A 21610-nucleotide genomic window follows, 5' to 3' on the forward strand; every position below is an offset into this window, starting at 1 on the left:
CCACCAACGTTCTGTGGTCCTTGAAGCCACGTCATTGCCTGGTGGTGGCTGTGGTCGCCAGTACCCTGTTGGCGGGCTGCGGGAGCCGTTCGGCCCGCGCGCCCGTCACTGACATGAGCTCCTCGTCGGCCTCCTCCGGCGCCGTCAGCACGGCCTCGGGCACCTATGTGGTGCGGCCCGGCGACACGCTGTACAAGATCGCCCAGGCCCATGGCATGGAGGTCGGCACGCTGATCAGCCTGAACCAGATTTCCGACCCGTCCATGCTGCGCGTGGGCCAGGTCCTGCGCCTGGACGGCAATGCGTCCGTGGCGGCCGCGCCGCCGTCCTCCTCGGGCTCGTCCCAGACCTCGCCCGTCAGCCCGGCCACGCCGATCAAGACCGAAACCCCCGCTTCTGCGCCCCGCGCCAGCGACGCCTCCCTGATCTCCTGGGGCTGGCCTGCCACCGGCAAGATCATTCAGGGCTTCAACGCCTCCACCAAGGGCATCGACATCGAAGGCAAGGTGGGCGACCCCGTGGTCGCCGCCGCCGATGGCAAGGTCATGTATGCCGGCAACGGCGTGCGCGGCCTGGGCTCCATGGTGCTGCTGGGTCACAGCAATGGTTTCATCACCGCGTACGCGCACAACAACACGCTGCATGTGAAGACCGGCCAGCAGGTCAAGAAGGGCCAGCGCATCGCCGACCTGGGCCAGTCCGACACGACCTCGCCGCGCCTGCACTTCGAGATTCGTCGCTCGGGCACGCCGGTCAATCCCATGTCCTATCTGCCGGCCCGCTGATCGGCGCGGCAGCGTGGATGACAAAGCGGCCCGCGGGCCGCTTTTTTTTCATGCCGGCGCGTCGCTCCCGAGGCAGGAAGCGCCTTTTCTGGAGTGTCGGGCTTGTGCCGCGCAGGAGCATGGCTCGCAGCCCGGGCTTGTTTGCCGGGGGGCATGCGTTTTTTTCATTCTCCGCGCGGCCCCATTGTAAAATTGCCTATTTGCCTGCATTTCTTCGAGCGAGCGCGCAATCTTCCGCGGGCCGGGCGCTTATCTGGATTTTTATCGTATGTCTGATGTGTTGTTGATCGAATCGCTGGATCTGGAAGGGCGCGGCGTGGCCCACAAGGACGGCAAAGTGGTGTTCGTGGAAGGGGCTCTGCCCGGCGAGCGCGTGCGCGCCGAAACCGTGCGCTCCAAGGATTCCTATGACAAGGCGCGCATGACCGAACTGGTGCAGCGCTCTTCCCAGCGCGCCGAGCCGCCCTGTCCGAACTTCGGCAACTGCGGGGGCTGCGCCATGCAGCACCTGGAGCCGGCCGCCCAGGTTGCGATCAAGCAGCGCGTGCTGGAAGACTCCCTGGCGCACATCGGCAAGGTCAGACCCAGCCAGGTCCTGCCGGCTCTGCACGGCCCCTATTGGGGCTATCGCTATCGGGCGCGCTTCTCCACCCGTTTCGTGCCCAAGAAGGGCGGGGTGCTGGTCGGTTTTCGCGAGAAGAATGGCCGTTACGTGGTGGACATGACCGAATGCCGCGTGCTGCCCGCCAAGGTGTCGGCCTTGCTGGGGCCGCTGCGCACCTGTCTGGCGGGCCTGTCGCGCCCCGACAGGCTGCCGCAGATCGAGCTGGCCATGGGCGACCAGGTCACCGTGCTGACGCTGCGCCACATGGAGCCGCTGACGGCGGACGACATTGCCCGTCTGCGTGATTTTGCCAAAGAGCATGACATCAGCTGGTGGCTGCAGCCCAAAGGCCCAGAGACCGTGCACCCGCTGGAGCGCGACGATGCCGGCAAGCTGGCCTACGCCTTGCCCGAATTCGGCTTGCGCATGCCGTTCCGCCCCACGGACTTCACCCAGGTCAACCATGCCATCAACCGCAGCCTGATCTCTCGCGCGCTGTCCTTGCTGGATGTGCAGCCGCATCATCGCGTGGCCGACCTGTTCTGCGGTCTGGGCAACTTCAGCCTGCCGCTGGCGCGCCGCGCCGCGGAAGTGGTCGGCATCGAAGGCAGCGCCACCCTGACCCAGCGCGCCGGCGAGGCCGCCCTGGCGCACGGCCTGCAGGACAAGGCCCGCTTCGCCACCCTGAACCTGTTCGAGGTGGACGTCAAATGGCTGCGCGACCTGGGCCGCTTCGACCGCATCCTGATCGACCCGCCGCGCGACGGCGCCATGGCCGTGGCCACCGCGCTGACCCAACTGGCCCCCGAAGAACGCCCCGAGCGCCTGGTCTATGTGTCCTGCAGCCCGGGCACCCTGGCTCGCGACGCCGGCATCCTGGTCAACGAAGGCGGCTACACGCTGCAATCCGCCGGCGTGGTCAACATGTTTCCCCACACCGCGCACGTGGAATCGATCGCGGTGTTTGCAAAGTAAGCACTTGGCCTGAACGCCCAGAAATAAGAGCGGTTCTGCGCGTGGCAGGTAAGCACTGTGGGCGCCTCTTCAGCGGCGCGGCCGGCTTGTGGCTCATGGAACATGAAATGGTTATCCGTTACCCAATCTAGGGTTGATGGCGATGGCGGTGTTGCGGCCGGGCCATTCTTGCGTCCGACCCTGGTTCTGGTGGCCGGGTTCGATCTTCTTCGAGAGAAACAAGCATGAATACAACGACTTTCGATATGCTCAATATTTCAAGCTCCCTCAGGACCGACGGCTTCGACGCCCTTGATGTGGCGCAGGCGCCGTCGTCGCCGCGAATGGGCACCGGGCTGGGTTTGTGGGAAACCCTGGGTGGTCTGGCAAGTACTCGGCGCGCCGACCGTCGGCTGGTCGGAGAGCTGCTGGTTGGACTGATGAGCCCTCTGGCGGTTCAACGAAGACTCGGCATTGACGAAGAGCGTCTATCCAGGATAGTGATGCCACTGATGGAGTTAGGCCAGGACTGGGAAGCATGCGAAACTGTGTCTATGAGGGCACGGCAGTGCCTGCATGCATGTTTGCAAGAACAGAAAGAATCGGACATCGTCATACTGCGTTACGGTATATTGCGCAGTGAGCAGTCCCGCAATGCCATTCTGGACAGGATTTCAACGCAGCCCAATGACCTGCGGCGCGCTGCGGCAGCCAAGGTTCTGGCGGATGTGGCCGAGGCCGTGGAACAGCGCTGGACCTGGAACACCGTGCATATGCCCCTGCAACAGCTTTTCCATGTGTTGCATGCCCCCATCTTGGACGTACCCAAGTTGCTTGCGCAGTTGGAGCTGATTCCGGGCGACGAGGCGACCCTGTATCGCTACGTCCAGCTCTTGTCCGACGACGAGTTCTATAAGCTGGAGAAAACATTGCGGACTTGCTGGCCGAGGATCGTTCAGGTCTCCCTATACCCAGGCACCGAGAGGGCGGCTTTTGCTAAGCTGATGAACATCTGCAATGCCTGCGACGACGAGGATTACAGGCGGCTATTGATGTAGGCGCAGTAAATTGTCGCCGCGCCGCTGTCGGCCGTTGCCGACTGCGACCGACTCGCCGCCGCCCAGGCGTTGGATGAGCTGGGCCTGCGCAGGATCGGGCTCAACGTGCAGTCGTACGTCGATTGAGGGAAGCCGGGAAGAACTCCCCGCCAGCCGGCGGGGCGCTTTTTCCGGCGGCGCGCGCCTAGCCGGGGATGCGGTCCAGGATGAGCTGGGCTTCGATGCGCACGCGTTCGGGGGCGGTGCCGCCGATGTGCTTGCGCGAGGCGACCGAACCTTCCAGGGTCAGCACCTGGAAGATGTCGGATTCGATGCGGGCGTCGAAGCTCTGGAGCTGCTCCAGGGACAGGTCGGCCAGGTCGCAGCCGCGCTCTTCGCAGTGGCGCACGGCCAGCGCCACGGTTTCGTGGGCGTCGCGGAAAGGCAGGCCTTTCTTGACCAGGTAGTCGGCCAGATCGGTGGCGGTGGCAAAGCCCTGCAGCGCGGCCGCGCGCATGGCCTCGGGCTTGACCTTGATGCCGGAGATCAGGTCCACGAAGATGGTCAGGGTGTCGCGGATGGTGTCGGCGGAGTCGAACAGGCCTTCCTTGTCTTCCTGGTTGTCCTTGTTGTAGGCCAGGGGCTGGCCTTTCATCAGGGTCAGCAGGGCGATCAGATGGCCGTTGACGCGGCCGGTCTTGCCGCGGGCCAGCTCGGGCACGTCGGGGTTCTTTTTCTGGGGCATGATGGAGCTGCCCGTGCCGAAGCGGTCGGCCCGGTCGATGACGCCCACGCGCGGGCTCATCCACCGCCCCCGCTCTTCGGAGAAGCGCGAGATGTGCGTCATGATCAACGCGGCGGCGGCGCAGAACTCGATGGCGAAGTCACGGTCCGAGACGGCGTCCAGCGAGTTGCGGCAGACTTCATCGAAGCCCAGCAGGCCGGCGACCATCTCGCGGTCGATCGGGTAGCTGGTGCCGGCCAGGGCGGCCGCGCCCAGGGGCAGTCGGTTGACGCGCTTGCGGCAGTCCTGCAGACGTTCGGCGTCGCGGCGGAACATTTCGGCGTAGGCCAGCAGGTGGTGGCCGAAGGTGACGGGCTGGGCCACCTGCAGATGGGTGAAGCCGGGCAGGATGGTGTCGGCCTGGGCCAGGGCCAGCTCGGCCAGCTTGCGCTGCATCTGGGCCAGCAGGTCCACGGCGATATCGATTTCATTGCGCAGCCACAAGCGGATGTCGGTGGCCACCTGGTCGTTGCGCGAGCGGCCCGTGTGCAGACGCTTGCCCGCGTCGCCGATCAGCTCCACCAGCCGCTTCTCGATGTTCAGGTGCACGTCCTCCAGGTCCAGCAGCCACTGGAATTGGCCCTGCTCGATCTCGTCCAGTATCTGGGCCATGCCGCGTTCGATGTCCGCCTTGTCCTGCGCGCTGATGACGCCCACGGCGGCCAGCATGCTGGCGTGGGCCAGCGAGCCCTGGATGTCGAAGCGCGCCATGCGCTTGTCGAAGTCCACGGAAGCGGTGTAGCGCTTGACCAGATCGGAGACGGGTTCGGAGAATCGGGCCGACCAGGCTTTGGCCTTGTTGGCGAACTGGTCGTGATGGGAGTTGGGTGTGTTCGTAGACATAGGGGGCAATTATAGTGAATCGGGCGGGGCAGCAGGGCGTTGCCGCCCACTGCGCGCAGGCGCTGTGCAGTATATTAGAGAGTTTTGACAGTCTAGGAAACCGAGCCGGCGCATTTTTGCGGCCGGCCGGACGGGGAACCGACATGGAACACGAGCGCGCCCTGGCCGATTTGCTGGGATGGCAACGGATCGAGGGCTATCTGCCGCAGGAACTATGGGTGCAGGTGCTGGCGGGCATCGGCATGCTGGCGCTGCTGGTGTGGTTCGCGAGCTGGATCACGTCCAGCGTGCTCTCCAGCCTGGTGCGCCGCATCCTGAAGGTGGCGGGCAAGGACGAATGGGCCCGCGCGCTGGTCAAGCGCCGTTTCGTGCGCCATGTCGGCTACGCCGTGCCCCTGCTGGTGGTGGCCTCGAGCCTGGCGCTTCTGCCCCTGTCGCCGGCCATTCTGCAGCCGGTCGCGCGCCTATTCCTGATGGCGTTCTGCGTGTTCGTCATCATGGCCATCGTCAGCCTGCTGGGCGCCTGGCAGGATGTCTATGCCAATTCCAGCCGGGGACGCACCAAGTCCATCAAAGGCTATATCGAAGTGGCCAAGATCGGAGTCTGGGCCATCGGCTTCATCGTCATGACCTCCATTTTGCTGGACCAGTCGCCGGTGCTGCTGCTCTCGGGCCTGGGCGCGCTGTCGGCGGTGCTGCTGCTGGTGTTCAAGGATACGCTGCTCTCGCTGGTGGCCAGCACGCAGATGAGTTCCAACGACATGCTGCGCATCGGCGACTGGATCGAGATGAAGCAGGCCAATGCCGACGGCTTCGTCATCGACATCGCCCTGCATACGGTCAAGGTGCAGAACTGGGACAAGACCGTCACCACCATTCCCACCTACAAGCTGTTTTCCGAAAGCTACCGCAACTGGCGGCAGATGTTCGAATCGGGCGGGCGGCGCATCAAGCGCACCCTCAGCATCGATGCCTCCAGCGTGCGCTTCCTGACCCCCGAAGAGGTCGGCAGCCTGTCCCGCTTCGCGCTCCTGCGCGACTACCTGGAGCAGAAGCAGCGTGAAATCGAGGCCTCCAACCAGGAGCTGGGGCGCGCCGGCATGGATGCCGTCAATTACCGGCGCCTGACCAATCTGGGTACGTTCCGGGCCTATTGCATGGCCTACATCAAGCGGCACCCGGAGGTGCATCAGGATATGATTCAGATGGTGCGCATGATGGAGCCCACAGCCGACGGCATCCCGGTGGAAGTCTATTGCTTCACCAACAAGACGGCCTGGGTGGACCACGAGCGCATCCAGGGCGATATCTTCGATCACTTCCTGTCCATCCTGCCGGAAATGGGCCTGCGGCTGTTCCAGTCGCCTACCGGGCGAGATCTCAGCCTGGGGCTCAGTCTGGCGGCGGAAAGCCACAGGCCCGCCCTGGGGCAAAGCGATTCTTTCAAATCATGAAGCACGCACAACCATGAAACAAATCACCGCCATCATCAAGCCTTTCAAGCTGGACGAAGTCCGCGAAGCCCTGGCCGAGCTGGACGTCAACGGGCTGACCGTCACCGAGGTCAAGGGTTTCGGCCGCCAGAAGGGTCATACCGAACTTTACCGCGGCGCCGAGTACGTGGTGGATTTCCTGCCCAAGATCCGCGTGGACATCGTGGTGGCGGCGGAGCGCTGCGAGGCGGTCATCGACGCCATCATCAAGGCCGCTCACACCGGCAAGATCGGCGATGGCAAGATCTTCGTCACGCCGGTGGAGCAGGCCATTCGCATCCGTACCGGCGAAAGCGGGCGCGACGCGCTCTGACCACGCGCCTTCGGGCCGGGCGGCAAACAAGGAGATTTCCATGCAGTACGAAACCATGGGTACGGCAGCGCGCGTCTCGCGCGTGGGCCAGGGCAGCTGGTATGTGGACGCGGGCGACTGGAACCAGGCCATCGCCGCATTCCGCGCCGGTCTGGACGCCGGCATGAATCACATCGACACCGCGGAGATGTATGGCGAAGGCGAAGCCGAAACCCTGATCGGGCAGGCCTTGCGCGGCCGCCGCGACGAAGCCTTCCTGGTGTCCAAGGTGCTGCCGTACAACGCCTCGCGGCAGGGCGTCATCAAGGCCTGCGAAGCCAGCCTGAAGCGCCTGGGTACGGATCGGCTGGACATGTACCTGCTGCACTGGCCCGGCCGCGTGCCCCTGGAGGAAACCTTCGCCGCTTTCGAGCAACTGCGCCGCGACGGCAAGATACTGCAATGGGGCGTCAGCAATTTCGATGCGCAATGGCTGCAGGAGGCCTACGACATCGTGGGGCCGAATCGCATCGCCTGCAATCAGGTGCTTTATCACCTGAACGAGCGCGCCATCGAGCATTCCGTACTGCCCTGGTGCCATGAGCACGGGGTGCGCGTGGTGGCCTACAGCCCCTTTGGTCACGATGATTTTCCCGATCCGGACTCCGAAGGCGGCGCCTTGCTGGAGGAGATCGGCAGCGCCTATGGCGCCACGCCGCGTCAGGTGGCCCTGGCTTTCCTGCTTCGCAAGCGCGATGTGTTCGTCATCCCCAAGTCCTCCACGGTGGAGCATACCCAGGAAAACGCCGCCGCCGGCGACCTGACGCTCAGTGCCGAACACCTCGACGAGCTCGATCAATACTTCGCCCAGGGGCCCGAGCCGGCCTATCTGCCCATGCTGTAAGGAGCTGGTGAACCGCGGGGCTGCCCGCGGTTTCTCTTTGAGTCCACACCCGCGGACCGCCGCCTTCAGGCCTGCGCCTCGCGCAGTCCGCGCCTGTCCTGCAGCCACAGCCACGCCAGGGCCAGCATCACCATGCCGGAAATGGGCAGGGTCCAGGTGTTGACGCCCTCCCAGCCATAGTTGGCGAGCACGCGGCCGGACGTGAACGAGGACAGCGCCACGCAGGTGAAGATGATGAAATCGTTCAGGGCCTGCACGCGGCCGCGTTCTTCCGGGCGGTAGCAGTCCAGCACCATATTGGTGGCGCCGATGAAGCCGAAATTCCAGCCCAGGCCCAGCAGCACCAGGCTGAACCAGAAGTGCGACACGCTGATGCCCGTCAGCGCGACCACGCTGGCCAGTCCCAGCAGCAGCACGCCCGCGAAGGTGACCGGGATCTTGCCGAAGCGCTTGATCAGGCCGCCGGTGAAAAAGCTTGGCCCGAACATGGCCAGGATGTGCCACTGTATGCCCAGCGTCGAATCGTTCAGGCTGTGGCCGCAGCCTATCATGGCCAGCGGCGAGGCCGTCATCAGGAAGTTCATCAGTCCGTAGGAGGCCACGCCCGCCAGCACGGCGATGATGAAGCGGCTGTTGGCGGCGATCTCGCGCAAGGGGCGCCCGGTATAGGGAGTCGCCCCCGCCTGGGCGGCGCCGCGTCCCAGGCGCAGGGCGGCCGCAAAAGGCAGGACCAGCGCCGCCAGCGCGGCTTGCGCCAGGAAGGCCGCGGCGAACGGGTGCTGCGGCCAGATGTCCTGGGTGTGCACGATGGTCTGGGTGGCGATCACCGCGCCGAGCAGGCCGCCGGCCATGACCCAGGAGATGGCTTTGGGCCGGAAGACTTCGGAGGCGTTGTCGGCGGCTGCAAAGCGGTAGCTCTGTACATAGGAGGCGTACAGTCCGGCCAGCAGCGTGCCCAGGCAGAACAGGGCGAAGGAACCTGCGTAGATGCCTCCGGAGGCCAGCAGGCCGGCGCCCACGCCCAGCAGGGCGCCGATGAGGTAGCCGCCCTGGCGGCCCAGGCGGCGCATCAGGTAGGCCGCCGGCAGGATGCCCACCGCCAGTCCCAGATTGAAGATGCCCACGGGCAGGGTAGCCAGGTCGCTGCGGCTGGCCATTTGCTGGCCCACCAGGCTGCTCAGGGCGACGACCAGCGCCGGGTTGGCGCCGCCCAGCGCCTGCATGCCGGACAGGATGAAGGCATTGCGGCGGCCGTTGTCTGGGATGGTGGGCATGGCGATGGGCTCTCTACATAAGTTGAAATTATTAGCTAATGATAATTGGAAATTAGGCAAGCGTGGAGCCAGGCGACCAGAACGCGGGCATGAAGCATTCGGCCACCAGCAGGGGCTGGCCGTGGCGCCAGAACACGGAGCAGCGCGCCAGCAATTGCCGGGCCTGCGGCACGGGCTCCCCGGAGCCGTCCAGGGCGCGTTCGATGGTGCGGAAAAACGGCACGGCGCGATTCAGGCGGCAGCTCAGGAAGGCCGACCGTTGTATCTGGGCGTCGTTGTAGAGCATGTCGGCCAGGGGGCGGCTGCGCAGACGCCGTATGCCCTGCCAGACGCCGTGCGAGGCGGCCAGGGGCGTGAAGCTGCGGGCGATCACGCAGCGCACGCCATCGATGGACATGGAGACTTCGCGTATCCAGGCCAGCGTGCCGCGAGGCCTTTCAATCAGCGCGGCTTCCTGGGCGTCCAGGCGGCAGGCGTACTCGCGCACCACGTCCAGGCGCACCTGGCCCAGGCGACGCAGGCCGGCGGTCAGGGCGCCGGGACGGTGCAGCCAGTGTTTCTGGGCGGGCGTGGCGGAAGGATGAACCTGGTCGTGCCAGGGTTTTTTTGCAGTGGGACTCAATTTCATGTCCGGTATTATCGCCAAAGCCATAAAATAGCGCTCATGGAAAAAGAACGTATCTCAAAATTAATGGCCCAGCGCGGCATGTGCTCGCGCCGCGAGGCCGACGCTTTCATCGAGCGCGGCTGGGTGCGCGTGGACGGCGAAATCGTCTCCGAACTGGGCAGCAAGGCCTATCCCAACCAGAAGATCACGCTGGAGAAGCAGGCCCGCAAGCGCCAGACCCAGCGCGTGACCATTCTGCTGCACAAGCCCGTGGGCTTTGTATCGGGACAGGCCGAGTCGGGCTATCGCAATGCGGTCTCGCTGATCAACGCCTCGACCCAGTACAAGGGCGGGCGCGGCGGGCCCAAATTCGAGCCCGCGCACCTGCGTGGACTGGCTCCGGCCGGCCGCCTGGACATCGATTCCACCGGCCTGCTCATCCTGACCCAGGATGGGCGCATCGCCCGCCAGATCATCGGCGATGATTCGGTCATCGACAAGGAATACCTGGTGCGCGTCTCCGGCAAGCTCAGCGAGCGCGGCCTGGAACTGCTCAATTACGGCCTGAGCCTGGACGGCAAGCCGCTGCTGCCCGCGCAGGTGTCCTGGCAGAACGAGGACCAGCTGCGCTTCGTGCTGCGCGAAGGCAAGAAACGCCAGATCCGCCGCATGTGCGAGATGGTGGGGCTTAAGGTGGTGGGTTTGAAGCGCGTGCGCATCGGCGAACTGGTGCTGGGCGACCTGCCCATGGGCCAGTGGCGCTACATGAAGGAATCCGAGCGCCTGGCCTGAACCCGGCTTTTCTATTTGGAAGAGGCGCGCAATTGATAGCTGGCCCGGTCGTCCTGGGCCAGCTTTTCTTTTAGCCAGGGCAAGCTTTGCGCCAGCGCGGCCTGCAGCGTCCAGGGCGGATTGGTGATGAACAGGCCGCTGCCGTGCAGGCCCAGTCCGTTGGCGGCCGGGGCGCGCACGTTCAGGCTGGCGTGCAGCCAGGGCGTGTCCAGTTGCTCCAGGCTGCGTTGCAGTTGCTGGACCTCGGGGCGCTGCACGATCGGGTACCAGATCACGATGCAGGCCTGGGCGAAGCGCTTCAGGGCCTCTTTCACGCTGACCGGCACCTGTCTGTAGTCCGACTTGGCCTCGTAGGAGGGATCCATGACCACGACGCCGCGCCGCGACGGCGGCGGCAGCAGGCGGTTCAACTGTTCGAAGCCATTTTGCTGGTACAGGCGCACGCGGCGGTTGCCGCGCGGGAACAACTGGGCGACGTTCTCGCTCAGCACCTCGAACTCCGAGGGGTGCAGCTCGAAACCGTGGAAGCTGTCCTGCCGGCGCAGCAGGCTCAGCGCCAGCCAGGGCGAACCCGGATAGTAGCGGGCCACCTCGTCTGGATTCAGGTCCGCGACGGCGTCTATGTAGCGCTCGATCAGTCCAGGATGGCGGTCCTGCTGCAGGACCCGGTCCAGTCCGTCGTAGAACTCGCCCCGGGTCTGGGCCCAATCGTCCTCCAGGTCGTACAGCCCCGCGCCGCAATGCGTGTCGATGACGGTGAAGGCGCTGTCCTTTTGCGTGTAGTAATCGAAGATGTGCAGCAGGGTGGCGTGCTTGAGCACGTCGGCGTGATTGCCGGCGTGAAAGGCGTGGCGGTAACTAAACAAGAGCAGTCCTGGCGCAGGGCCGGTTAGAGAGTGTCGGGACGGATGGTGGTGACCTTGTCGGTGAAGACGGCGTTGCAGCCCCAGTCGAGCAGCTCGCGCACGCGTTCGGCGTCATTCACGGTCCAGACCGCCACGGTGTAGCCGGCCTGGCGTATGGCCCGCACCAGGGCCTGGTCGGTGTAGCGGTCGTTCAGGTTCAGGCCGCAGCGCCTGGAGCTCCTGGGATGCTGCGGCCAGTCGGCGGGCACCTGTTCTTCGATGAGCAGGGCGCGCGGGAGGGTCGGTGCGACGCGTTGCGCGGCGGCCAGGGCTTCTTCGGAAAAAGAGGACAGCAGCGGCGGCAGGCTGGCCCTGGCCCACAGACGCTGGGCCGCCAGCGCCACGGCGGCGCCGGTTTCGGCTTCCTGGCCGGTGGTGGGCTTGATTTCGATGTTGCTGTGGATCTGGTTGGCCAGCGTGAAGGCGGCGATCGCGCTGAGGGTGGCGACGGGCTCGCCCGCGTAGGCCGAGGAATGCCAGGCGCCGAAGTCCCAGGCCGACAGTTCGGCCAGGGTGTAGTCCGCAGCCAGCCCCCTGGCGTTGGAGGTGCGATCCATGGTGTCGTCGTGCAGCAGGATGGGAACGCCGTCCCGGCTCAGCTTGACGTCGTACTCCATCATGGTGAAGCCGTTCTGGGCGCCGACGCGCATGGCGGCCAGGGTGTTTTCAGGGGCGACCTTGCCCGCGCCGCGATGGGCGATCAGGCTGTGGTAGGGCCAGTGATGGGTGATGGGGCTCATGTAGGACTCGCAGGCGGCAGGTGAAAAAAGCCAATGTACTATTTTACCCGGGGCTGTACACTGTAGGGTTAGGGTTTTGGATTTACAATCCGGCTTTAGGCCGACTCAAGCTATTTAAGTCAAACATACTTAATCTAAACACGGTATATTTTCAGGCCGGTCCATGCCGGGTCCGTCCTGATGCGCCGCCCGCAGCGCAGCGCTGCAAGCGAAAGTAGGTGATGATTAATGTTCGAGATTATCCGTAAGAACCAACGCATCATGCAGTTGGTCCTGTTAGTGCTGATTCTGCCGTCGTTTGTCCTGATCGGCGTCCGCGGCTACATCAATTATGTGTCCGGGGACAGCGACATCGTCAAAGTGGGCGACGGCGCCATCACCGCACAGGAGTTCGACCGCGCCCGCCGCATGCAACTTGATGAAATGCAGCGCAGCAACCCGGCCGGCTTCGACCTGGCCCAGGCGGACAGTCCCGCCAGCCGCCGCCAGTTGCTGGAATCCATGATCGACCAGCGCGTACAGATCGACGAAGCCACCCGAGCCCGTTTCAGCGTCTCGGACGCCGCGCTGCGCGATGCCATCGCCACCATGCCCCAGTTCCAGGAAAATGGCGTGTTCTCGCCCTCGCTGTACAACCAGGTCCTGTCCTCGGCCGGCATCAGCGTGCGCGATTTCGAACAGAGCCAGCGCGGCCAACTGGCCCTGGACCGTGTGCTCGGCCCCGTGGGCGCCACCGCCGCCATGCTGCCCAGCGTCATGAACCGGCTCGAGATCGCCCTGACCGAAGAGCGCGGCGTGCGCACCCGCACTTTCCTGGCGCGCAGCTTCGAAGACCAGGTGCAGGTCACCGAGGCGGATCTGCAGGCCTGGTACGACAAGAACAAGGCTGCGCTGGAGCTGCCCGAGCAGGTCAGCGCCGAATACCTGCTGCTGGACGAGCAAGCCGCTTCGGCCGACGTGGCCAAGCCCACCGATGAACAGCTCAAGCAGTACTACGAACAGAACAAGGCCCGCTACGTGCAGCCCGGCCGCGTGAACCTCAGCCACATCCTGGTGTCCCTGCCCGCCGGCGCCTCCGAGGCCCAGCGCGAGGCCGCCCAGGCCAAGGCCCGGGAACTGGCCGAAAAAGCCCAGGCCGACAAGAATGCCTTTGCCGATCTGGCGCGCAGCAGTTCTGAAGACGGCGGCAGCGCCCGCGACGGCGGCGAACTGGGCTGGATCACCAAGGGCTCCTGGCCTGCCGTGTTGGAAAATGCCGTGTTCTCGCTGAACAAAGGCGATATATCCGGCGTCATCGAAGGCCCCAGCGGCTTTCACATCTTCAAGATCAACGATGTGCAGGCCGAGCAGGGCGAATCCTTCGAGCAGGCCCGCTCCAAGGTCGAGTCCGAAGTGCGCAAGCAGCTGGCCGCCGAACGTTTCGCCGACATGGCCACCAAGCTGACCAACCTGGTCTACGACAACGAAGAAAACCTGCAGGCCGCCGCCAGCGCGCTGGGCCTGACCTTGAAGAATGTGGACGGCATCACGCGCCAGGGCCTGGTTCCGGCCGGCCACATCGACAGCGACAAGGCCGCCGCCGACAGCGCGGACGCCGCCGTACTGGACGACAGCCGCGTGCGCCAGGCGCTCTTCAATCCCACCGCCATGAGCTCGCGCAAGAACGCCGGCGTGGTGGAGATCTCGCCCGACACCCTGATCGCGGTGCGCGTCACCGACGTCAAGCCCGCCCATGTGCCCGCGCTGGACAAGGTTCGCAACCAGGCTCGCGAAAGCCTGGTGCGTGAACGCTCCCAGGAGCTGGCCGTCCAGGCGGGCGAACAGCAGCTGGAACAGCTCAAGGGCGGCGCCGCCGCAGAAGGCTTCTCCAAGCAGTTTGCCGTCAGCCGCGCCGCGTTCCCCGAAATGGACGAGGCCCTGCTGAACAAGGTGCTTGCCGCGCCCGTGGACAAGCTTCCCGCCTATGTGGGCGCCGCCCAGCCGCAGGGCTATACCGTGGTGGAGATCGTCAGCCACGAGCCCGGCAAGGCCGGCAATCCCGGCCTGGGCCTGCTGACCGCCCAGTTGAACCAGGCCCTGGCCCGCAGCGAAACCGAAGCTGTGCTGCAAGCCATGCGCGAGGATCTTAAAGTCCAGGTGCTGCCTGAGGCCGAGAAGGAACTGACCGCCAGCGGCGACGCGGAATAAGTCCGCGCAGATGTTTCGAACGCCCCAGGCCGCTTGCCGGCTTGGGGTGTTTTTGTTTACCACCAGGACATTGCCATGGGCCAATCCGATTTCTCCATTACGCGCCGCCGCCTGCTGGGCGCTACGTCCATGTGGGCGCTGGGCGCTCCATGGCTGGCGCAGGCTGCGCCGCAGGGCACCTTCATCGAACGCACCTTGAACAAGCCCGTGCCGGGCGGCGTGGCTGTCGTGGATCTGGGCGAGGCCGCGCAGGCGCCCCGGGTCAGTCTGGGCGCCCATCGCGTCCTGGTGATCCGCGATGCGGACCAGCGCTGGAAGGCCATCGCGGGCATAGACCTGAAGACGGCTCCCGGTGCACAATCTGTCGGTGCACGGCGCCGGGCAGGTGCCCTTTCAGGTGGGCAGCAAGCGTTACCGTGAACAGCGCATCACGCTCAAGAACAAGTCGCACGTCAATCCGGATCCGCAGCAACAGGCGCGCTTCGAGCGCGAATACAAAGAGCAGATGGAGGCCTACGCCAGCTTTCGGACGGAAGGGCCCAGCAATGTGGTGTTTGAAAAACCCGTGCCGGGGCGGCTGACCAGCCCGTTCGGCTTGCGGCGGTTCTTCAACGGAGAAGAGCGCAATCCGCATTCGGGACTGGACTTCGCGGCTGCGACCGGCACGCAGGTCAGGGTTCCGGCCGACGGCGTGGTGAGCATCGTGGCGGACTACTTTTTTAATGGCAAGACGGTGTTCGTGGACCATGGCCAGGGCCTGATCACCATGTATTGCCATCTTTCGGCCTTTGACGTGCGCAAGGGCGATGCGGTGCGCAAGGGCGATGTCGTGGGCCGCTCGGGCGCCACGGGGCGGGCGACGGCCCGCATCTGCACTGGAACGTCAGCCTGAACAATGCCCGCGTCGACCCGGCCATCTTCATCGGGGCTTTCCAGCCATAGCGAAGCGCTGGCCATGATCATCAAGTCTGCCTATCTGCGCGGCATGCGCGACAGCGCCTCGATCGCGCTGGGCTATGTGCCGGTCGCCATTTCCTTCGGCCTGTCCGCCGTGCACGCGGGACTGTCCCCCTGGCTGGCCGTGCTGGTGTCGCTGGTGGTGTATGCGGGCGCCAGCCAGTTCATTCTCATCAGCCTGCTTGCGGCGGGCGCCGCCTATCCCAGCATACTGGGCATCGTGGTGGTCATGAACCTGCGCCATCTGTTCTACGGTCCGGCTTTGCTGGGCTTTTTCAGCGGACCGCGCACGGTGCGCAGCCTGTGGCTGGCTCCCGGGCTGACGGACGAGGTCTTCGCCGCCTCCGCCGGCAGCCTGTCGCGTCAGCCGCCCAGGGAGCAGGAGTCCTGGTATTGCGGTCTGCAGCTGGGGGCGTATCTGTCCTGGGTCGGAGGCACCGCGCTGGGCGCTTTCTTCGCCGGCGATCTGCTGGGGCAGTCGCCGGTGCTGGAAAAAACGCTGGGCTTCGTGCTGCCGGCTCTGTTCTTCGCCTTGCTGCTGGAGATCCGCCGCAGCGCGCCCATGATGGTCATGGCGGGGGCCGGACTGGCGGCGCTGCTCGCCATGCTGACCTTGCCTTCGTACCTGGCCATCATCGTGGGCATGCTGGCCGGCGGACTGATGGCCTTGCGCCGAGCTTGAGGGGTGGAGATGGACTGGGGTTTTGTAGTGATGATTATGCTGGCGGGCCTGGGTACGTTTCTGATCCGCTACCTGCCATTGCGCCTGAGAAGCCGATCGGGGCGGGCGGGAGGACCGGATGCGCGCTCGGTCTGGTCGCGCCTGTTCAGCGCCATCGGCCCGGCGGGCATCGTGGCCTTGCTGGTGGTCTCGCTGATTTCCCTAGTTCGTCCGGAACAGCCCTGGATAGACGGCGTGCCGGTGCTGACCGGCCTGGCTGGCGTGCTCCTGGGACGGCGCTGGCCGGGCGGCATCGCTGGATCCACCTTGGCCGGCGTGCTGGCCTATGGCCTGGCGGTGTGGGCGATGGGTGCATGAAATCTACCGTCAGGCCTGGTCGTGCCGACCCGGCATGACAGTCTGTCGATAGACGAGGGCCGTTTCTCATGGTTCGTCACTTGCCCTGCGCCGCAACGCCGTCTGTCGTCTTGCGACACCTTGGCATTCCAAAACGCCTGCTAATACACGGCAGGCGTTCTTCGTGGAGCAGGGGAATCAGCCTTTCAGGCGCACGATCTTCTGGACCTGGGGCACGTGCCGGATGGCGCGTATGACGCGAGCCAGGTGGGTGCGGCTGTCGACCTGGACGGTCAGGTGCAGCACCGAGGTGGCGGCGGATTCATCCGGCATGGAGATATGGATGATGTTGGAATCCGCGTCCGTGATTTCCGCGGCCAGGCGGCCCAGCACGCCGCGCTCGTTGATGGCGGTGACGTCCAGGCGGGTGGACAGGTGGCGCGCCGTGTTGCTGTCCCACATGACGGGCACCCAGCGTTCAGGTTCCTTGGCCTGGGCGCGCTGAGCCACGGCGCATTCGGCCATGTGCACCACCAGGCCGTGGCCCAGCCGTATGCCGCCGATGATGGCGTCGCCCGGCAGCGGACCGCAGCAGGGCGCGAGCTGCACGGCCTGGCCTTCGTTGCCGTGGATGAGGATGGGGGCGGAGGTGTTCGCGGTGATTTCGTCGAAAGCCGCCGCCGTGGTTTCCAGCAGGGCGTTTTCCGGAGCGAAGCGGCGCGCGACCACGGCGGCCAGGCGCTTGCCCAGGCCGATGTCGGCCAGGATCTCTTCGCGCGAGGCGGCGCCCGAGCCCTTGGCGAGCTTGTCCCAGTTCGGGTCGTCGTCGCCCGCGTGCGGCAGGCCGAGCTGGTCGAAGGCCTGGTCCAGCAGGCGGCGGCCGAAGGCGACGGATTCCTCGTACTTGACGGTGCGCAGGTAATGGCGGATTTCCGAGCGTGCGCGGCCCGAGCGGACGTAATTGAGCCATTGCGCGCTGGGACGGGCGGCCGGGGAAGTGATGATCTCCACCGAGTCCCCGCTCTTGAGTTCGGTGCGCAGGGGGGCGAATTCGCCGTTGATCTTGGAGGCCACGGCGTGGTTGCCGATGTCCGTATGGATGCTGTAGGCGAAGTCCACGGGAGTGGCGCCGCGGGGCAGGGAGATGATCTTGCCCTTGGGGGTATAGACGTACACGGCGTCGGGGAACAGGTCCACCTTGACGTGTTCCAGGAACTCGGCGGAATCGCCGGTCTGGCTCTGGATGTCCAGCAGCGACTGCAGCCAGCGATGGGTGCGCTTCTGCAAGTCGTTGAGCGTGACGTCGTCTTCCTTGTACAGCCAGTGCGAAGCCACGCCTTCTTCGGCCACGTGGTCCATTTCGCGGGTGCGGAACTGGAATTCCACGGGGGTGCCGTAGGGGCCGATCAGGGTGGTGTGCAGGGACTGGTAGCCATTGACCTTGGGGATGGCGATGTAGTCCTTGAACTTGCCCGGCACCGGGCGGTAGAGCTGGTGCAGCGTGCCCAGGGCCAGGTAGCATTCGGGCAGCGTATGCACGATGACCCGGAAACCGTAGATGTCCAGCACGTCCGAGAAGGACTTCTTCTGTTCGACCATCTTGCAGAAGATGCTGTAGAGGGATTTTTCGCGGCCGGAGATCTCCGCCTCGATGCCGGCGGCCGGCAGGGCGATCTTGACCGCGTCGGTGATCTTGCCCAGCACTTCGCGGCGATTGCCGCGCGCCGCCATCAGGGCCTTGTGCAGCACCTTGTAGCGGTTGGGGTACATGGCCTTGAAACAGCGATCCTGCAGTTCGCGGAACAGCGTGTTCAGGCCCAGGCGATGGGCGATGGGCGCGTAGATGTCCAGGGTCTCCTGGGCCACGCGGCGGCGCTTTTCCGGCTTGACCGCGTCCAGCGTGCGCATATTGTGCAGGCGGTCGGCCAGCTTGATCAGGATGACGCGCACGTCGCGCGACATGGCCAGCAGCATCTTGCGAAAGCTGTCGGCCTGCTGCTGCGTCTTGGTGGCGAATTCCAGGCGTTCCAGCTTGGACAGGCCGTCCACGATCTCGGCCACGTCGGTGCCGAATTTTTCGGCCAGCTCCTGCTTGGAGACGTCCTGGTCTTCGATGACGTCGTGCAGCAGGGCGGACATCAGCGCGTCGGTGTCCAGCTTCCAGCCGGCGCAGATTTCAGTGACGGCGATGGGATGCGAGATGTAGGGCTCGCCGCTGGCGCGGAACTGCCCGAGGTGGGCCTGGTCGGCGAAGCGGTAGGCCTCGCGGACGCGTTCCACGTCCTTGGGGTCCAGGTACTGCGAGATGATCTTGGTCAGCGGAGCGAGCGAGGCGATGGCGGCGTTGCCGCCTTCCGGGGCGGGCAGCGGCGCAACGCCGGTTTCGGCCTTGGGCTTGCGGCGTCCCAGCCGCGAGCCTTTTTTCAGGACGGCCAGAAGACCAGACGATGCGCCGCGTAAACCCGGAAATGCCATACAGTGCTCCGCAGATGGATCAGGTGGGAACCTTGCGCAGCATTTCCAGGCCGGTTGCGCCGGCGGCGATTTCGCGCAGCGCCGTCACGGTGGGCTTGTTCTTGCTTTCCAGGCGGGGTTCATGGCCCTGAGCCAGTTCGCGCGCGCGGTAGGCGGCAGCCAGGGTCAGTTTGAAACGGTTGGGGACTTGCTCCAGGCAGTCCTCGACAGTGATGCGTGCCATAGTTAGACCTGTGGTCGAAGAAGAATGAAAGAGGAAAAATCAAGCTTGATGCGAGAGGGCATCGGCGCCTAATTGTTGAAAGAGTTCGCGATGCCGTACCGACTGGGTGGCCGTGCGCAGACGGCTGGCCTGTACGATGCTCGATAGCTGCGCTAATGCCTCATCGAAATCTTGATTGATAATAGCATATTGGCACTCATTCACATGGGCGATTTCGCTGCTGGCGGCCTGCAGGCGGCGGGCGATGACCTCGTCGCTGTCCTGGCCGCGATTGCGCAGGCGCGCCTCCAGGGTGGGCAGCGAAGGCGGCAGGATGAAGATGCCGACGGCCTGGGGGAAATGTTCGCGCGCCTGCTGCGCGCCCTGCCAGTCGATCTCCAGCAGCACGTCGCGGCCGGACTGCAGGGCCTGCTCGATGGGCGCGCGCGGCGTGCCGTAGTAGTTGCCGTGCACCAGGGCCCATTCCAGCATGGCCTGTTCCTGGCACAGTTGCTCGAAGCGGGGCTTGTCGACGAAGAAGTAGTGCTGGCCGTCGACCTCGCCCGGGCGAGGCGCGCGCGTGGTGGCGGAAATGGACAGCATGATGGCCGGGTCCTGGGCCAGCAAGGCGTTCACCAGGCTGGATTTGCCGGCGCCGCTGGGGGCGACGACCATGAAGATGGTGCCGGGATAGCTCGTGGACATAATGAGCGGTGTCTGAAATGAAACGTTGAAGGAAATCAATCGGCCTGTTCGCCGGTCTGGCCGAATTCGCCCAGGACGGCCTGCAGGCTGGCGGCGTCGGCGCACAGGAACACGACCGTGTCGTTGGGGTTCATGTTGAAGAGCACGTCCTGCACCTGCTCGGCGACATCTTCAGCCTGGGCGATGGCCATGACGTGCACGTCGCCGCCGGCCTCGAACTGCTCTTCCGGAACGATTTCCGTGACCGCATCCAGGTCTGGTTCGCTGATGGCCAGGTAGGCCCACACCTTGTGTTCGTCCAGCGCTATCTCGAGCACGTAGCCCGAGTCGGTCAGTCGTATGATTTCGCTTTGTACTTGCATGGTGGATGGCCGGTTCAGATAAAGGAAAGAGTGGCGACGACGGGCGCGTGATCCGAAGGCTGTTCATTGGCGCGCGGCTCGCGGTCGATCATGCAGGCCGAACAGCGGGGCCGCAGCGCCTCGGACAGCAGCACGTGGTCGATGCGCAGGCCCGCGTCGCGGCGGAAGGCGAAGCGTCGGTAGTCCCACCAGGTGAAAGGGCTGCCGGTCTGCTCGAACAGCCGGTAGGCGTCGTGCAGGCCCAGATCCAGCAGCTGCCGGAATGCCTCGCGCTCGGCCGGCGACACCAGCACGTCCCCCGCCCACTTGGCCGGATCGTGCACGTCTTCGTCGGCCGGGGCAATATTATAGTCGCCCAGGATGGCCAGCCGCGGATACTCGGCCAACTCTTTTTGCAGCCATTCGCGCAGGGCCGAGAACCATTGCAGCTTGTAGACGTACTTGTCGCTCTCCAGCGACTGGCCATTGGGACAGTAGGCGCTGATGACGCGCAGCGGGCCATCCGGCGACTCGTAGGTGGCGGCCAGCAGCCGCTGCTGGGGGTCTTCATAGTTGGGCAGATTGCGCTGCACATCCGCACCGGGCTGGCGCGAGATCAGGGCCACGCCGTTGTAGGTTTTCTGGCCGGCCCAATGGGCCTGGTAGCCGATCTCCTGCAGGGCCTGCAGAGGAAAGCGCTCATCGGGAATCTTCAGTTCCTGCAGGCAGAGCACGTCCACGGGATTGGCCTGGAGCCAGTCCAGGACCTGCGGCAGGCGAACGTTCAGGGAATTGACGTTCCAGGTGGCAAGTTTCATGGTGTATGGGAATTCTTTGAAATTCAGTAGCTTATATTGGTGTTTTGCGTATATTCTTGATTTGGCTACCCAGTCAGCCCCCCGTTCAGTGCGGGCCAGGTGAGCGCGTCCGTGTTGCGCGGATGCCACTATCATAGCAGCGGACGCTCCCGTCAGTCTCGAGCGTGTGACCTCGCGGTCGTCGATTGGGGGGCATGTCTGACGCAGGGCGACGGAGCTCCGATTGGTGCAAGTGCTTGTGAACGATATAGTCGATGGACTGATTCGGAGGATATATGCCATGCAGCCACGCATTCATGTCATCACCATCGGCGTCGATGATCTCGACAGGTCGCTGCGTTTTTATCGGGACGGACTTGGCTTCAAGACCGAAGGAATTGTCGGCGCCGAATTTGAATACGGCGCCGTCGTCTTCATCGATTTGCAGCCCGGCCTTCGTCTGGCGTTATGGCCTCGTTCGAGTATTGCGCATGACACGGGCCTGCCATTGAGTTCTTCCTGCGCCATAGAAATGACACTCGGGCATAACGTTTCTTCCAGAGCGGAAGTGGACGAGATCATGCGACTGGCCAGAGAAGCGGGAGGCGTCGTCCTCAAGCCGGCGCAGGAGACCTTCTGGGGCGGCTACGCGGGCTACTTCCAGGACCCTGACGGCCATGTATGGGAGGCGGTCTGGAATCCTGCCTGGGAATTGCCGGGGTAAGCTGCAAGGGTGGCGTTCATGAGAGGCGCAGCCGCCATTTCATTGACGGCAGAAGGAACCGTAGTGTTCTTGGCGGCCGGACAGCCAGCTTCAGGAAAAGTAGTGGAGGCGCGGGCTGGAATCGAACCAACCTAGGCGGATTTGCAGTCCGCCACATAACCAATCTGTCACCGCGCCTTTTATTTTGTCC

General features: G+C 64.7%; 20 protein-coding genes, 1 tRNA gene and 2 pseudogenes. 12 read left to right on the forward strand and 11 right to left on the reverse strand.

The window, feature by feature from the left end; translation table 11 throughout:
* Positions 1 to 20 precede the first annotated feature (20 nt).
* The 3 genes and pseudogenes from ACWPWO_RS17165 to ACWPWO_RS17175 all read left to right on the forward strand — a co-directional run bounded on the left by ACWPWO_RS17165 (position 21) and on the right by ACWPWO_RS17175 (position 3401).
* Positions 21 to 785, forward strand: a complete 765-nt coding sequence (locus ACWPWO_RS17165; RefSeq protein ID WP_454007623.1) for a peptidoglycan DD-metalloendopeptidase family protein — start codon at positions 21 to 23, stop codon at positions 783 to 785.
* A gap of 268 nt (positions 786 to 1053) precedes the next feature.
* Positions 1054 to 2355 (forward strand): annotated as a pseudogene (rlmD, locus tag ACWPWO_RS17170) (23S rRNA (uracil(1939)-C(5))-methyltransferase RlmD); the annotation flags it as partial.
* A 233-nt stretch (positions 2356 to 2588) separates the two neighbouring features.
* Positions 2589 to 3401, forward strand: a complete 813-nt coding sequence (locus tag ACWPWO_RS17175) for a hypothetical protein (RefSeq protein ID WP_454007624.1) — start codon at positions 2589 to 2591, stop codon at positions 3399 to 3401.
* Positions 3402 to 3585: 184 nt separating this feature from the next.
* On the opposite strand, the gene argH is transcribed toward ACWPWO_RS17175, so the two are convergent.
* The gene (gene argH, locus ACWPWO_RS17180) at positions 3586 to 5007 is read right to left on the reverse strand and encodes an argininosuccinate lyase (protein WP_454007625.1); all 1422 of its coding nucleotides are present in this window, start codon (positions 5005 to 5007) and stop codon (positions 3586 to 3588) included.
* A gap of 143 nt (positions 5008 to 5150) precedes the next feature.
* Here argH and ACWPWO_RS17185 point away from each other — a divergent pair, with 143 nt between their 5' ends.
* The 3 genes from ACWPWO_RS17185 to ACWPWO_RS17195 are packed head-to-tail and all read left to right on the forward strand — an operon-like array spanning position 5151 to position 7696.
* A complete protein-coding gene (locus ACWPWO_RS17185) occupies positions 5151 to 6461 on the forward strand; it encodes a mechanosensitive ion channel family protein (RefSeq protein WP_454007626.1) in 1311 nt (436 codons plus the stop codon).
* Positions 6462 to 6474: 13 nt separating this feature from the next.
* Entirely contained in the window at positions 6475 to 6813 is a 339-nt protein-coding gene (locus ACWPWO_RS17190; RefSeq protein WP_394059971.1) for a P-II family nitrogen regulator, read from the forward strand.
* A 40-nt stretch (positions 6814 to 6853) separates the two neighbouring features.
* Positions 6854 to 7696, forward strand: a complete 843-nt coding sequence (locus ACWPWO_RS17195; RefSeq protein WP_454007627.1) for an aldo/keto reductase — start codon at positions 6854 to 6856, stop codon at positions 7694 to 7696.
* Positions 7697 to 7761: 65 nt separating this feature from the next.
* On the opposite strand, the gene ACWPWO_RS17200 is transcribed toward ACWPWO_RS17195, so the two are convergent.
* On the reverse strand, positions 7762 to 8970 hold the full coding sequence (locus tag ACWPWO_RS17200) for an MFS transporter (RefSeq protein ID WP_454007628.1): 1209 nt from the start codon (positions 8968 to 8970) through the stop codon (positions 7762 to 7764).
* Positions 8971 to 9022: 52 nt separating this feature from the next.
* Positions 9023 to 9598: a chorismate--pyruvate lyase family protein gene (locus ACWPWO_RS17205; RefSeq protein WP_454007629.1), complete on the reverse strand. Its 576-nt coding sequence runs from the start codon at positions 9596 to 9598 to the stop codon at positions 9023 to 9025.
* Between the two features lie 36 nt (positions 9599 to 9634).
* Between ACWPWO_RS17205 and ACWPWO_RS17210 the strand changes: the two genes are divergently transcribed.
* On the forward strand, positions 9635 to 10369 hold the full coding sequence (locus tag ACWPWO_RS17210) for a pseudouridine synthase (protein ID WP_454007630.1): 735 nt from the start codon (positions 9635 to 9637) through the stop codon (positions 10367 to 10369).
* Positions 10370 to 10380: 11 nt separating this feature from the next.
* Here the strand turns inward: ACWPWO_RS17210 and ACWPWO_RS17215 are convergent, their stop codons facing one another.
* Together ACWPWO_RS17215 and ugpQ are read right to left on the reverse strand one after the other, a co-directional pair.
* A complete protein-coding gene (locus tag ACWPWO_RS17215) occupies positions 10381 to 11235 on the reverse strand; it encodes a 23S rRNA (adenine(2030)-N(6))-methyltransferase RlmJ (protein WP_454007631.1) in 855 nt (284 codons plus the stop codon).
* Positions 11236 to 11258: 23 nt separating this feature from the next.
* A complete protein-coding gene (gene ugpQ, locus ACWPWO_RS17220) occupies positions 11259 to 12014 on the reverse strand; it encodes a glycerophosphodiester phosphodiesterase (RefSeq protein ID WP_454007632.1) in 756 nt (251 codons plus the stop codon).
* Positions 12015 to 12242: 228 nt separating this feature from the next.
* Here ugpQ and ACWPWO_RS17225 point away from each other — a divergent pair, with 228 nt between their 5' ends.
* From ACWPWO_RS17225 to ACWPWO_RS17240, 4 genes and pseudogenes are all read left to right on the forward strand, one after another.
* Complete coding sequence (locus ACWPWO_RS17225) at positions 12243 to 14201, forward strand: SurA N-terminal domain-containing protein (RefSeq protein ID WP_454007633.1); 1959 nt, start codon at positions 12243 to 12245, stop codon at positions 14199 to 14201.
* A 129-nt stretch (positions 14202 to 14330) separates the two neighbouring features.
* Positions 14331 to 15143 (forward strand): annotated as a pseudogene (locus ACWPWO_RS17230) (peptidoglycan DD-metalloendopeptidase family protein).
* A gap of 13 nt (positions 15144 to 15156) precedes the next feature.
* Positions 15157 to 15840, forward strand: coding sequence for an AzlC family ABC transporter permease (locus ACWPWO_RS17235; protein WP_454007634.1), 684 nt, complete (start codon positions 15157 to 15159; stop codon positions 15838 to 15840).
* Between the two features lie 30 nt (positions 15841 to 15870).
* Positions 15871 to 16197, forward strand: coding sequence for an AzlD domain-containing protein (locus ACWPWO_RS17240; protein WP_454007815.1), 327 nt, complete (start codon positions 15871 to 15873; stop codon positions 16195 to 16197).
* A 177-nt stretch (positions 16198 to 16374) separates the two neighbouring features.
* Here ACWPWO_RS17240 and ACWPWO_RS17245 read toward each other — a convergent pair whose 3' ends face one another.
* From ACWPWO_RS17245 to xth, 5 genes are read right to left on the reverse strand one after another with little or no spacing between them, the layout of a single operon-like run.
* Positions 16375 to 18651, reverse strand: coding sequence for a RelA/SpoT family protein (locus ACWPWO_RS17245; RefSeq protein ID WP_454007635.1), 2277 nt, complete (start codon positions 18649 to 18651; stop codon positions 16375 to 16377).
* 19 nt (positions 18652 to 18670) lie between these two features.
* Positions 18671 to 18874: a DNA-directed RNA polymerase subunit omega gene (gene rpoZ / locus ACWPWO_RS17250; RefSeq protein WP_394059947.1), complete on the reverse strand. Its 204-nt coding sequence runs from the start codon at positions 18872 to 18874 to the stop codon at positions 18671 to 18673.
* A gap of 39 nt (positions 18875 to 18913) precedes the next feature.
* Positions 18914 to 19558, reverse strand: coding sequence for a guanylate kinase (gmk, locus tag ACWPWO_RS17255; RefSeq protein WP_454007636.1), 645 nt, complete (start codon positions 19556 to 19558; stop codon positions 18914 to 18916).
* A 35-nt stretch (positions 19559 to 19593) separates the two neighbouring features.
* Positions 19594 to 19920, reverse strand: a complete 327-nt coding sequence (locus ACWPWO_RS17260) for a hypothetical protein (protein ID WP_454007637.1) — start codon at positions 19918 to 19920, stop codon at positions 19594 to 19596.
* A gap of 14 nt (positions 19921 to 19934) precedes the next feature.
* A complete protein-coding gene (gene xth, locus ACWPWO_RS17265; RefSeq protein ID WP_454007638.1) occupies positions 19935 to 20717 on the reverse strand; it encodes an exodeoxyribonuclease III in 783 nt (260 codons plus the stop codon).
* A gap of 280 nt (positions 20718 to 20997) precedes the next feature.
* On the opposite strand from xth, the gene ACWPWO_RS17270 reads away from it, so the two are divergent.
* Positions 20998 to 21420 (forward strand): VOC family protein, encoded by a 423-nt coding sequence (locus tag ACWPWO_RS17270; protein WP_454007639.1) that lies wholly within the window; start codon positions 20998 to 21000, stop codon positions 21418 to 21420.
* A gap of 103 nt (positions 21421 to 21523) precedes the next feature.
* Here ACWPWO_RS17270 and ACWPWO_RS17275 read toward each other — a convergent pair.
* Positions 21524 to 21597 (reverse strand) — tRNA-Cys (locus tag ACWPWO_RS17275).
* Between the last annotated feature and the right edge of the window lie 13 nt (positions 21598 to 21610).

Source organism: Alcaligenes sp. Marseille-Q7550 (assembly GCF_965112015.1).

Bases quoted from the DNA above. Each gene is read 5' to 3' on its own strand.
- ACWPWO_RS17245 (WP_454007635.1), bottom strand. From the start codon at position 18,651: ATGGCATTTCCGGGTTTACGCGGCGCATCGTCTGGTCTTCTGGCCGTC.
- ACWPWO_RS17185 (WP_454007626.1), top strand. From the start codon at position 5,151: ATGGAACACGAGCGCGCCCTGGCCGATTTGCTGGGATGGCAACGGATC.
- argH (WP_454007625.1), bottom strand. From the start codon at position 5,007: ATGTCTACGAACACACCCAACTCCCATCACGACCAGTTCGCCAACAAG.
- ACWPWO_RS17225 (WP_454007633.1), top strand. From the start codon at position 12,243: ATGTTCGAGATTATCCGTAAGAACCAACGCATCATGCAGTTGGTCCTG.
- ACWPWO_RS17195 (WP_454007627.1), top strand. From the start codon at position 6,854: ATGCAGTACGAAACCATGGGTACGGCAGCGCGCGTCTCGCGCGTGGGC.
- ugpQ (WP_454007632.1), bottom strand. From the start codon at position 12,014: ATGAGCCCCATCACCCATCACTGGCCCTACCACAGCCTGATCGCCCAT.
- gmk (WP_454007636.1), bottom strand. From the start codon at position 19,558: ATGTCCACGAGCTATCCCGGCACCATCTTCATGGTCGTCGCCCCCAGC.
- ACWPWO_RS17210 (WP_454007630.1), top strand. From the start codon at position 9,635: ATGGAAAAAGAACGTATCTCAAAATTAATGGCCCAGCGCGGCATGTGC.
- xth (WP_454007638.1), bottom strand. From the start codon at position 20,717: ATGAAACTTGCCACCTGGAACGTCAATTCCCTGAACGTTCGCCTGCCG.
- ACWPWO_RS17260 (WP_454007637.1), bottom strand. From the start codon at position 19,920: ATGCAAGTACAAAGCGAAATCATACGACTGACCGACTCGGGCTACGTG.
- ACWPWO_RS17200 (WP_454007628.1), bottom strand. From the start codon at position 8,970: ATGCCCACCATCCCAGACAACGGCCGCCGCAATGCCTTCATCCTGTCC.
- rpoZ (WP_394059947.1), bottom strand. From the start codon at position 18,874: ATGGCACGCATCACTGTCGAGGACTGCCTGGAGCAAGTCCCCAACCGT.
- ACWPWO_RS17240 (WP_454007815.1), top strand. From the start codon at position 15,871: ATGATTATGCTGGCGGGCCTGGGTACGTTTCTGATCCGCTACCTGCCA.
- ACWPWO_RS17190 (WP_394059971.1), top strand. From the start codon at position 6,475: ATGAAACAAATCACCGCCATCATCAAGCCTTTCAAGCTGGACGAAGTC.
- ACWPWO_RS17175 (WP_454007624.1), top strand. From the start codon at position 2,589: ATGAATACAACGACTTTCGATATGCTCAATATTTCAAGCTCCCTCAGG.
- ACWPWO_RS17270 (WP_454007639.1), top strand. From the start codon at position 20,998: ATGCAGCCACGCATTCATGTCATCACCATCGGCGTCGATGATCTCGAC.
- ACWPWO_RS17235 (WP_454007634.1), top strand. From the start codon at position 15,157: ATGATCATCAAGTCTGCCTATCTGCGCGGCATGCGCGACAGCGCCTCG.
- ACWPWO_RS17205 (WP_454007629.1), bottom strand. From the start codon at position 9,598: ATGAAATTGAGTCCCACTGCAAAAAAACCCTGGCACGACCAGGTTCAT.